Annotated in this window: 1 protein-coding gene; it reads right to left on the bottom strand. The window is 75.0% G+C overall.

Annotated elements, in window-relative coordinates; translation table 11 throughout:
* Window positions 1–12,686, bottom strand: a 12,686-nt coding sequence (locus tag CR470_RS28635; RefSeq protein ID WP_143663894.1) for a lonely Cys domain-containing protein, incomplete at both ends; no start/stop codon positions are given.

The raw sequence follows: 12,686 nt of genomic DNA, 5'->3' as shown, positions 1-12,686 counted from the left end.
GGCGACGGCCGCCCGGTCCACCTCCGCCGTGTCCCGCAGCCACGCCGCCGCCGTGCGCAGCTGCGGCAGGGGGACGAACCGGCTCACCGGCAGGGCGGGCCCGGAGGCCCGCCTCGCGCGGGCGGCCTCGGTCAGGACCTGGCGGGTGACGTGCTCGTCCACTCCGCCGACGGCCAGGGGGTGCGCCGCGATCACCCGGCTCAGCAGCTGCGGCCAGAACGGCCCCGCCTGCTGGAGGTCCGGATCGGCGAACCACATGTCGACCACCGCGGCGGCCCCGGCGACCAGGGCCGGGAAGTCGTCGGCCACCACCACGTCCGGGCCTGCCACCAGCTTCAGGGCGCGCACCACCCGCAGCAGCTCGGAGCGGACGCGCGGTGACGGCTCGGCGCCGAATCCGGCCTGTTCCGCCAGCCGGTCGAGGTCCGCCCCGTCCGGTTCCGGGCGGCTGGTCTCCCACCACCAGGTGCGGCCCTGGGCGTCGGTGGCCAGCACCCGGACCGGACCGTCGTCGAACCGGACCACTCCCTGCGAGGAGTAGGAGAGCCGCGTCGTGCGCCGCAGCTGGTTCGCCAGGTGCTGTCCGAGCGAGAGGGCGTCGTCGCCGAGCGGATCGGCGGCGAACGGCACCGGGAAGGTGCCGTCGAACTGCGAGACGTCCCGCGCGGATCCCTCCTGCGGGGCCCCGGAGTGACAGATCACCATGTCCAGCCAGTGATCCTTCGGCAGGTTCACCAGACTCTTGCGCCGCCGCAGCCACCCGGCCGCCTCGTCCCGGCCGGCCGCACGGCTGCCGCCGCTCGCCAACGGCAGTGACAGCGCGCCGGGCAGCCCGTGGCCGGCCAGGCGGTAGGCCTTCTCCGGCGCCCCGGGGTCCGGCATCGGCGCCCTGTCGGAGAAGGTGTTCGTAGCGGCGTCCCAGTGCACGTAGAAGGACATCCGGTCGAGTTCGCGGTAACTCTCCCGCTCCCCCACGAGTTCGGCGGGCTGGTGGAAGCTGCGTCCCATCTGCCGGCCGGTCCGCGAGCTGACGATGGGCTGGGTCACCACGTCGTGGTGCCAGGCCGGGGCGTCGTCGTCCGGGTCGGGCGCCAGGCCGGGCAGGACCGGGAGCCAGGAGCCGTCCGGCAGTCCGTCCCGGTGGAGTACGGCGATCGTGTTCGGGGAGGCCGGGTCGGGGTTGCGGTGCGCCAGGCCGCTGTGCACCCACACGGTGCGGCCGGTCCGGTCGGCGAGCTTGCGCGGCAGCTCCAGGTAGCGGTCTCCGGCGGACGGCACGGCCAGCACGATCGGGGCCCCTGCTGGCAGCGGGTGGCGCGCCAGGTCGGCCGCGACCAGCTCGGCGAACTCGTCGGCGTCCAGCTCCTGTGTGGTCCCGTCCGGCAGCGGCGCCACCACCCTGTCGTGGCCGCCTTCGGCCAGTACCGCGTACGGGGTCACGTCCCACGGCCACGGCGCGATGTCCGGGGTCCCGGTGGTGGTGGCGCCCGTCGGACCGGCCGTGAGCCGGTCCACGAACAGTGCGTCGATGTCGGCGGTGCCGGTACCGGTCCAGTTCAGGCCCGGCACCCGGGTGCCCCCCGCGGAGACGTACCGGGCGCGGTCGGCCGCGAGCAGGCCCTGCTCCTCCAGGTGGAAGGCGGTGAGCGCGGCCAGGCTCGTGGCCCGCCCGGCGGCGAGGGCGCGGCCGGTCATCGTGTACAGGTCGCGGCGCATGTCCGGGTCGACGAGCACGGACGGAGCCAGATGCCAGATCCGGCGGGCGACGGCATCGATGTCCAGGCGCCCGGGGCGCAGGGCCCGGTCGGTGCGGCGCAGCGCGTCCAGGGCGTCCACGGCGGCGGCGTGGCGCGGGGACGTGACGGCGATGGTGGCCTGGCGCCCCAGGTCGGCCGGGCCGATCCGCCCGGCCGGAGGCACGGTGACGCCCCGGCTCGGGACCCGGCTCCTGCCGCGTGCGGTGATGGTGAAGTCCCGCACGCCCAGCGGCGTCCACCCGGCCGGAAGGCGGGCCTGCAGGGTGCGCAGCGCGTGGTCGAGGTGGCGGACGAACAGGTCGCGCGCGGACTGCGCCCGCTGGTCTCCCTGTGCCTGCGCGGCCTGGTCCCGGTCGCGTGCGCTGCCCGCCCCGCGCGCGTCCGCTCCGTAGCCGGCGATGTCGATCCTGGGCAGCGGAACCCGGTTGCGCCGGTTGCGCAGAGCGGCCTCCGCCACCCGGTGCGCCAGTTGTTCGACACCGCGTCCGGCCTCGTCGGCCGGGTGGGCGCCCTGCGGGGCGAACGGTACGAGGCTGAGCGGTGGCAGCGTGGTGAGGGACCGGGCGGGCGGGGCGACGGGCACGGCGTACACCGGCTGTCCGCCGCCCGTGTCCAGGGCGACGGGGGCCGCGGTGACCGTGTCCGCGTCCGGCATGTCCAGGTCCTCCGGGGCGAATCCGGGGAGGACCTCCCCGGACAGGCCGAAGGTGAGGTCGAAGTCTGCGAGGGCTCCGAAGGCGTCCGGGTCGAGGCGGTCCGGGGCCGACGGGAAGGCGGCTTCGGGCAGGTCCAGATCAGACAGGTCGAGGTCGGGCAGGTCGAGGTCGGGCAGGTCGAGGTCGGGCAGGTCGAGGTCGGGCAGATCGAGGTCGGGCGGGTTCCCGCCGGGTTGTGACTGCAGCGCCGGCCGTCCGGACGCCGCTTCCCCGGCCGCCGGGCCGGTGAAGGGCACTGCGGAGTTGGTCGCCGGGAGCGGGGGGTGCGCCGGGGCAGGGGCAGGGGTGTCGAGCAGGGCCTGGGCGTGCTCGTCGGGGAAGAGCCCGTCCCGGGCTACGCGGTCGCGCAGTTCCCGCTCGGTGAGCGGGTGGACGTTCCAGTACCGGCCCCAGTTGTCCTGGTAGTCCAGTGCCGGGTCGTGGTCGGGAATGCCGTCCAGCGCCAGCTGGGCGCCGCGCATCACCTCGTGGAACGAGTGGTGGCCCGCCGACAGCGAGGTGGCGATCATGCCGGCCCGGATCAGGCCGAGGTCCAGGTCGATCCCCCACTGGTCCCGCATCCGGGCGGCGTGCACCAGGAAGCGGTAGGTCGAGCCCGCGGTGCCGGTCGCGACGAGACCGCCGGAGTCCTCGGACTGTCCCTGGATGCCGGAACTCATCGCGAGGTCGTACACCGAGGTCGCCGGCAACCAGGTGAGGCCCTGGTCGTCGACCGCCAGCCGACGTTCCGCCAGGCTCAACGGAGGACGCACGTCGTCCGGGTGGGTCCGGACCACATGGGCCCTCGTGGCCCGGGCGAGCGCCGCCTGCTTCTCCTGCGGGGAGAGGCTGTCGTCCAGGTTGAGCTCCTCGGCGAGCCGCTCCAGCTCTGCGCGGGCTTCCGCCTGCCGGCGGCTGGGCCTCTCCGCCTCGATCTCCGGGTGCTGGTCCTCGCGCCCGCCGAGCATATCCGGCACCAGGTCGCTGGAGAGGCCCTGGAACAGGAAGGTCACGAGTTCCCGCAGGTTCCCGCTCCGCAGCACCTGCTGGAGTGCGGGCCTGCCGGTTCCGACGGAGCCCGCCATGCTCGGGTTCTCACTGCCGAACGCGGCCAGCTGCCTGGGGAACTGCTGGCGCGCCCGCTCCCACGCGGCGCGCGCCATCTTCCGGAACTCCTCGGTCACCCTCTCGTTCTCGGCGAGGTGCCCGGCCAGGCGCCGCTCGAAGGCGACGGACTCCTCGGCGTAGCGGATGCGGGCCCGGACCCAGGCGGGCACCTCGACACCACGGTCGGGGCTCGTCGCCACGGACCGACGAGGTGTCCGGGACCCGTCCCGGGCGGGAGAGGTGGCCGGCTCGGCGCTCCCGGCTTCCTCGGCACCGGGGCCGGCGGCCGGGGCGCGGACGGAGGTGGGGCGGGGCAGCGTGGGCGTCTCGGGCCGGGGCGGTTCTCCGAGGGGCCCGTGGCGGTCGGGGTGCGGTGCCGGGGTGTGGCGGCGGTCGTCGATGTCGACCGTCACCACCCGTCCCCGGTCGGGGTCGGTGGCGCGACGGACCCGCTTCGCGTCCTGGGTGAGCTGGAAGTCGGAGAGTGTGACGTGCGGTCCCGGGGTGCCTTCCTGGAACGTCCTGAGCAGTCGGCCGAGCCGGTCGCCCAGCGCGTTGGCGACCGCCTCGGCCCGCTTGCGGCCGCTGGTCCGCGAACGGTTGCCGTGCCCGGTGACGGTGACCGTCGGCAGGGGCAGCCCGTTGGCCCTGTTCCACAGGCCCGCGCGGGCCAGCGACAGCGCCAGGGCGTTCAGGTTCTCGTCCGCGTCGGACAAGGTGTGCTGCTGCTCCGCGAACCGTAGGGTCCGCTGGTGCGGGCGGGGCGTGTGCCCGTGCAGGGCCACCGTGGTCAGCGGGTTGGAGACCGCGGGCGAACCCTCCGACAGCAGTGCGGCGTTGACCTCGTGCGCCGACTCTCCCGGGCGCTTGCTGTAGGCGCGGAAGAACCACAGGTCCTTGTCGTCCGTGCCCGGCGCCGCGGCCCGGACCGCGTCCCGGGCGCGGGTGCGGGCCTGGTCCACCTCGCGCTGTGCCAGCGCGTGCTCGGGGTCTCCCTCGGCGAAATACCAGCGGACCTGCTCCGCCTCGTGGACGCCGGCCAGTGCCCGTGCGGCGCGCGCGAAGCCCTCCAGCCGGGCGACGTCCGCCGCCTCCGCGCCACCGCGCCGCGCCGACTCGGCGCGCCGGTCGGTCTCCTGGGCCAGTCGGCCGAGTTCGTCCGCGTCGTAGCGGTCGAGGTTGTCGTCGACGATGGCGTCGAGCCGGTCCGCCGGGATCTCGGTGCGGGAGTGGGTCTCGTTCTCCAGGGTGATCTGATGAGTGCCGTCCTCGCTGGCCAGCACCACCTGGGCGAAGTGGTAGGGGGCGTGCGGACCGACCCGGTCGCCGGGCTTGGCATGGTTGTGGGTGAACAGTTGGGCGCCGCCGTCGTTCGTGGTGCTGACCGACTGGATCAGATAGCCCTCGCCGACCTCCGCCCAGGCGAACTGGTTGACACCGGTGCGGGCCGCGGCTGTGCTCAGCGGCCCGCGCAGCGTGTTGTCCGGCGTGTGGCTCAGGGCCCTGCCGTACGTCTCGCCCGGGGTGGGCGCGCCCACCACGCCGCCGGTGAAGCGCGGGTCCGAGCCCGCCTGACGGGCCGCCCAGTCGGGGGTGACGCCGGTGGCGGGGCGGGTGCCGTGGGCGACCTCCGTCAGTGCCTGGGCCACGTGGTGGGTGCCGGTGACCTCCCGGCCGTGCAGTGCGTTGACCGGGGCCGTGGCGACGGTGCCGTCCGGACCGCGGAAGGCGATGTGGGAGAGCGGCGCGGCCTCGGCTCCGGCGACCATCCGGGCGAAGTCCCGGGTGAAGGCGTGCTCGGAGGCGCCGGACGCGGTCAGGAACCGTGGCTCCACCCGGAACAGCGGCTCGCCCGTCGAGCCGTCCTCCCGGGTCAGGAGCACGCTCATCGAGGGGTCGGCCACCAGCCTCACCCCGGCGCCGGTGGCGGCCAGTCGCGCGGAGGAACGCTCGATCGCCGCCCGGGTCGCGTACACCTGCCTGCTCCGGCCGGTGGTGTCGTCGCCGGCCGAGTGCAGGGCGAGCGTCCGGTCCGCGGAGATGTGCAGCGGCGGCCGGTCGGCGGCGTGGACGGCACCCTGGTCCTGGTGCGGCAGGACCAGGGCGGGCGCGTCGGACCCGTCCTCGGCCCGTACCTCGCCGACGGCCCGGGGCCGCGCCTCGGTGAACAGCACCCCGGTGCCGCTCTCGTCGACGACCCGGTAGTCGCGGGTGACCAGGGGCCGGGGGCGCAGGGCGTCGATCCGGCGCTCCCACTGGGCCCGGTCGGCGAGCCGGTCGAACTCCGCGTCCCCGTCGCTGGTGGAGCCGCTGTCGCTCTCGGTGTCACTGTCGCTGTCGTTGTCGCTGCTGAGGTCGCGGGCGCCGGTCAGGCCGCGGTCCTGCGGTGGTGGCGGTGTGGCCCAGCCCGGAGCGTCGTCCCCCGGATTCCGGTGCACCACCAGGCGGCGGTCTCCGGTGGTGGGGTGGGTGGCAGCCTCGGCCGGGCCCAGCGGGTACCAGACGGGGCGAGCCGTCGTACCGGCGACCATGTTGGCGACCGGTGCGGCGAACGCCGGGGGGAGCGCCAGGACGATGTCCGCGCCGCGCGGTCGCCGGGCGTCGTAGGAGACGATCCGGGCCATCTCCACGGCGTCGCGGACCACGAAGGTCCGCCACGGCGTGACGATCTCGATGCCCCCGCCGTCGGATTCCTCGGCCACGATCACGTACGGGCTGCGCCATGGCGCGGGCTGCCGGGCGAAGTCGCCGGAGCGCTCGGTGAGGTAGGAGTCCAGCTCCGGAAGGCGTCGGCCCGTCCCGGTGAAGTCCCGTCCGGCCGGGCTCCGGTCCGCGGTGCGCAGCAGGGTCTCCTCGGCCAGTGCGTCCCGCCGGGTCTCGATCTGGCGGTCGATGAAGTACCCGGCGAGGCCCTCGGCGCTCTCCAGGTCGTCCGAGGACGCCTCCAGCGCCAGTGCCCCGAGATCGAGCACGTCCTGGGAGCTCACCCGGGCCCGGCGGGGAAGGTGCAGGACCCCGCGGGTGAGGTCGGCCAGCCCGGCCCGCGGCGGACGGCCACCCGCCGCCTGCTCGACCAGCGCGTACAGCGCCTCGGAGGTCTCCTGGAGCCGGGGGCGCGGGGCCCTGCTCCACTGCGGGCCGAACACCGTGCTCAGCCACCGTGGGTCGGCCCAGGCCGGAGGGCCGTCCTCGGTCTCGGAGTCCGTGTCCTCGTCCGGCTGGGGCCGGGCGCCGGAGAGCGTGTTCAGTTCGTACGCCTCCTCCACCCCCGGCAGACCGGGTACGGGGGTGTCGGTGGTGACGGGCGGGTCGATGACCTCGGGGTCGGCGTCCGGAGGGGTGATGATCCCGGTGTCGGTCGTGACCGTCGGGTCGATGACCTCGGTGCCGGTGACCGGCGGGGCCGGGGGGGTGTCCGGGCCGGCGGGCTTCTTCCGCACCGGGTTCCCGTCCTTCGGCGCGGGCGCCGGGGTGCGCGGGAGCAGCGGGACGAAGTCGCCACCACGGCGGCGGAGCCGGAGGACGGGGGCGTCGGCGGACGGGCCGGGGTAGGTGTGGGCGGTGCCGTTCTCCTCGATCAGCGTGACGGTCGTCCCGGTCGCGGCGGCGGCCCACTCGGCCACCGCGCGGTCGGCTTCCGGGCCCCACGGGGCATCGGCCAAGTGGCGGCGCAGGTGGCCTTCGCGGGCGTCCTTGCCCGGCGCGGGTGCGCCCGGGAGGGGACGGGGGGCCGGGGGCGTGAAGAGCGCGTCGCGTTCAGCCGGGTCGCCGGGCAGGCCGTTCAGTCGCATCAGCTGGGCGGGCGACGCCCCGGCACGGTGGCGGAGCCGCGCGGCCTCCTGGCGGTCGGGGCCGGGCTGCGCGGCGGCCTGGCGCAGGGCCGTGGAGAGCGCGGCGAAGAAGCCGTTGCCCCGGCCGGCGGGGGTGCCTTGGGTGTAGGTCGCGCCGTCGGGGGCGGTGAGTACGCCGTCCCGGTCCAGGCGGTAGCGCGGGCCGGTGACGTCGGCCGGCGGCAGCCAGGGGGCGGTGGCGTGGCTGCGGTGGGTGGGTGGCTTCGCGGGCGCCGTCGCCGTGGACGTGGTCGTCGTGGACGTGGTCGTCGTGGCCGTCGGCAGCGGTGTCGCGACCGGGGGCGCGGTACCGGCCGGGAGCGTGGCGTGGAAGAAGCCCCCCTCGGACAGGAGCACCGGATCGGTGGCCGCGTCGACCGCGGCCGGATCCGCTCCGTGCGGGACGAAGAGCTGCTGCCGCCCCTCCCCCGTCACCACCGTCAGCGGGGTGCCCAGGACCCGGGCGGCGAGAGCGGGCAGCAGGTCGGCACCGCCGTGGTCGCCCGCGCGGCGCTCGGGTGGAGCCGCCTCCCCGGCGTCCCGGTCCGTCGTGTCCGCTGCCGGGGGCTCGGCCGCGAATGGGCGGGACAGGGCCGCGATGGCCAGCGCGACCCGTTGTTCGGGCGTCGGCCAGAACGTCTGCGGGAGACGGCCGAGCGCGTCGAACTCCGCCTGCTGCGCGGCAGACAACTCCACCCCCGCGAGGTCGAGTTCGTCCTGTGTGAAGGTGTCCGCGGCGTCCAGTGCCAGAGCGTCGAGCAGATCCTCGTTGCCGTTGTCGGCCAACGCCCAGGCGAGGCGGTCGCGCGCGGCGGCGACGGCCTCGGCCGTGACCGCCGGATCCCCTGCGCCGGCCGCGAACCGGTCGGCGAGGTCGGTGCGGAGGAGGTAGGGCAGGCGTCCGCGGTCCTGGGACACGGCGAGCAGTGCGTGGAAGAACGAGGCACCGTCGTGCGGCACGGTGTGCACCTCGCGCACCGTGGTGCCGTCCGGCGAGGTGAGGGTGCGGGGGGCCGAGTCGGTGGCGTCGGTGATCGTGTACGGCTCCGGCGCCTCGGAGCGCCATTCGGGGGCGGTGTACTCCTGCGGCAGGCCCTTCACCGCGGCTGCCGCCGAGCCCTGGTGGTGGGCGGTGAGGCGGGCCGCGGCGAGATGCAGGCGGTGGTGATCCGCGGCGGCGGCGTCGGTGTGCCGCTCCCACCGGCGTACCTCTTCGCGGGCTGTCTGCCAGGCGGCGACGGCGGGGGCCTGGGCCACGGAGCGGGGCAGGACGGTCGCCCGGTCGGGGTGGCCGTCGCCCAGCGCGGTCTGCTCGTCCGCGCTCAGGTCGAGCCAGGCCTCCCGGGCCTTCGCACGGGCGTCGTAGTAGTTCTTCTCGGCGGCGGCGAGGTCGGCCGCCGCTCTGGCCTGATCGTCCCAGGCCGTGCGGGCCTCGTCGGGGAACGTGGTGTCGTCCAGGAGTCCGTAGTCGCGGGCGATGTCCTCGCGCAGCCAGATCAGGGCGGTGGTCTCCGCCTCCGCGGCACGCGGTCCACGCCTCGCGTGGCCGAGCGCCCGCATCGGGCGGCTGTCGGTGAACCGGCGGTCGACCTCGGCCACCGACAGCCAGCTCACCGGTACCGCGAAGAGCATGCTGCGGTCGGTGACGACCTTGAGGTGGGTGCCGAGAGTGGTGTCCGTGGCGTCCTTCGACGTGGTGCCGTCGTTCGCCCCGCCGATCGGGACCGTGACGCCGGGATTGGTCACACCCGCGTTGCTGTTGCCCGCCATCGGCGACGAACTCACCGCGCCCTCGATGTTGTCGACGATGCCCGCCTCCAGCGCGTCGGAGGTCTTGTGTCGCTGCATCGCCTCCATCCGCGGCTTGTTCTCCACGGCGAGCAGGCGGGCGCCTCGGCGGTGCATCCTCGCGTAGAGACGGGAGTCGGCCGTGTGGAACTGGCCGATCAGGTGGGCGGAGGCCTGGGTGGGCAGCGGAGAACCGTGCGCGCCGAGCGCCTCGCGGAATCCGGCGGTCAGGCCGACCTGGGTGGTGGCGTCCTGCTGGGCCTGGGCGGGGGCGGTACCGAGGCCGGAGAGCGGAGTGTGACGGGCCATCCGTACGCGCTCGGCGAGCTCCCTTCCGGCGTGCCGCCGACCGAGGTCGCTGTCACCGGGGAAGCCGTCGGCGCGCGCGGTGGCGAGGGTCAGGGCGTCCCGCACCTGGGAAGCACCGAGCATGTCCACAGCGAGGATGCCGGAGCCTATCCGGTCGTCGAAGGGCAGGATGTCCGGGTCGGGGGCGCCGGTGTCCCCGTCCGTGGAGCGACGCCACTTCGCGACGGCCTCGGGCTGGGCCTGAGCTGCCGTCAGCAGCCGGACGGCACGCTCCGGTTCCGGAATGTCCTGCTCCGAGAGCGCGCCGTCGGCACCGTCGCCGTCCGGGGTGAGCAGGCTCGTCGGGAGGATCTCGTTGAGGCTGCCGACCGGGGCGGTGGCGGTGGGGCTCAGCAGCTCGCCGGACACGTCCGTCATGGTGACGGTCAGGGTGTAGGAGGTGACGATCTCGGCGTGCGTCTGGGTGGTGGCGATGTTCGGCATCGCGGTGCTGCCGGTGGTCTCGGTCCGGGCGCTCGACCGCTGCTTGGCCGCGGTGCCCTGGAGCGCCGGATTGGCGACCAGCACGCCACTGCCCGCCGCGCGTTGGCTCGCACTGAGCGTCACATCGGCCCCGCGGGACTGCGACGTGCCCTTGGCGTCGTCCCGGGCCGTGGTGCGGTAGTCCTCCAGTTCGTAGCCGGTGCGCAGCCGTTCCACGGTGGTCGTGACCGGCGTCAGCGTGAACCGGAGCTGCCCCGGGCTGCCGCCGACCGGCAGGTGGTGCGGGCGGGTCCACGCACGGTAGCGGACCGGCAGGGTCATCCCGTCGGTCGTCAGCTCGTGCAGATGGGAACGGAGGAAGTCCGGCGAGAGGCGCTGGAGGACCTGCTCGCGGTCGTGCGAGGGCACGCCGATCTTCTCCAGTTGCCCCATCAACTGCTGCGCCGCCCGGCTCGCGTCGAGCTGGCCGCTGGGGTGGGAGGGGAAGCGGCGGCGGCGCAGGAAGGGTGGCAGCCGGTAGCCGCCGCCGAGGTTGCCCGGTGTGGTGGTGCCGAGGCCGTCCGGTGCGAGTCCGGTCTCGATGGCGTCCTGCAACGGCAGGTGGAACATCACCGCGTCGCGGATGTGCTGGAGCGCGGCGGCGGCCCGGCGCGGCGCCAGCCCGCGCCCGAGCCGTTCGGAGAACCGCCCTGCTGCGGCGCTGATCCCGGTCCCGGCGCGGGTGCCGACCGCCCCCATCGCCGCCGTCCAGCGGTCCCGTACCGCGACGGTCTCGGCGGCGTCGGCCACCACCAGGTACATCCGCCCGGCGTAGGTGAGGGTGGTGTTACGGCCCCGGGTGAGGGTCCCCGAGGCGCTGCGGCCCTTGCCCCAGGCGTACTGGAGAGCCGTCGCGTACGAGCCGAGCACCGCCTGCTCGCCGGGCGCCTGCTGCAACGGCATGGCGGCGCCCTGAAGGCCGAGGGTGGTGCGTGACCCGGTGCTGGAGCTGCCGACGACGCGGCGCTCGTTGCCGAGCGTGGCTTCGAGGCTGCCGGGCTTCGGGTCGCTCGCGACCCGTACGTTGCCCAGTTCGCCGCGGATCGTCGCCTTCAGGTAGTGGGTGGAAAAAGGGCCCGCACCGTTGAGCCCGGTGACGCGGGACCCGAACGGGCCCAGGTACTGGCCGAGTTGTCCCGCGATGCTCAGGTTAGCCATCGCCCGGCGCAGGGCGGTGCGGATCGGGGCACCGGGGGCGCTGACGTGCCAGGAGGTTCCGGAGGCGCGGTCGGCGGTGTCCTGCACGAGCTGCTGGCGCTGCCGGCCTCCCTCGGTGCTGAGGACCACGTGCGGGGCGCTCAGGAGCCTGCGGACGAGACTCCGGTCGGACGGCTCGCCCCGGGGCGTGGGACGGGTTCCGTCGAGGAGTTGGTCCGCCTCGGTGGAGGAGAGGTGGCGCGGTGCGGGGGTGGGCGCGGGTGACGCCGCCGTCGCCGTCGCCGCTGTGGTCGCCGTGGTTGTTCCTGCTTCTGTCGCGGGGCCTGTTGCGGTGCCCACGGCAGGAGGGTCGGTGGGGGCGTAGCGGTCGGAGCCGTGCGCTGCGGGCACGGCCAGCTCCACCCGGCCCACGGTCTCCCTCCCCCGGCTGAACAGCGGGCGTTCCTCGACCTTGCTGACGAAGACGCCCGCGCCCAGCAGACCGGCCGAGGCGAGCCGGGCCCAGCCGCGCGGGCGGCGGTGGCCCTCGAAGGTGGCGGCCAGCTCCACCTGGTAGCTGTAGAGGTCGGCACCGTTCTGGAACGTCAGCTGGTCGTGGGCGACCGCGACGGTGCTCCGGGTGGCCTTCGTGTCGCTCTTCGCGTAACGGCCGCCGAGGGAGACGTTACCCATCCGGCGCGGCAGCCCGGCCCCGGGCGCCTTGTCGTGGTCGCGCGGCGAGATGCCCAGCTCGACGCCGGCGGAGAGCGTGGTGGACGCCTGCTGCCCCTGACCGGAGACCTCGGTGCCGATCACCGCGTTGCGCAGTGACCGCTCGCTCATGGTGGTCTCGAACCGCCGGTCGGTGAGGCGCGCCCGCAGGATCAGGGTGTGGTGGCCGCGTCGCACCTTGCCGTCCTCGGTGAGGATCACCGGCACCCCGGTGGTCGTCAGGTCGTCCAGGCTCTGCGCCAGGCTGGGCTGGTTGAGCGCCTCGCGCACCTGGCGGTCGTTGAACTGCGCGGTCCGGATGCGCCCGTCGCCGTACCAGAGTCGGGCCAGTCGGGGGTGCCGCAGCATCAGCGGCGGGACGAAGAGGGACGGGTAGGAGCGGTAGAGCGTGTCCACCACCGTGTCGGCGAAGGCCCGCAGGGGGTCCTGGGGAGCAGGGGCAGGGGCGGGAGCCGGGAGCGGCTGCCCGTTCCGGTCCTGCTGATCCTGCTGGCTCTGCTGGTCCTGCTGGGCGGGGGCCTGCACGTTCTGGTCGGGCGGGGCGGGAGGTCGCTGGTCCGGCCGGAAGCCTTCGGCGCGGACCTGGCCGCCCAGGTGCACCGGATCCTCACGGGTGAGGTACCACGGCACCGGCGGCTCGGCATCCGGGTTCGGGCCCGTCGCGCCGGGCGTACGGCTGTCCCAGCCCGCGAGCCGGCGCGCGTCCTGGGTGGATATCCAGTCCAGGCTGACCACCCGGACCGGGCGGGCCGCGGACGCCGGTTCACCGGCCTTCCGCACCATCAGGGTGCGCTCCACCCGGTAGAGCG

This window comes from Streptomyces sp. rh34 (genome assembly GCF_002551245.1).
Lineage (GTDB): Bacteria > Actinomycetota > Actinomycetes > Streptomycetales > Streptomycetaceae > Streptomyces.
The sequence above is the reverse complement of the archived record's forward strand: the minus strand, read 5'-3'. Positions and strand labels throughout refer to the sequence as shown.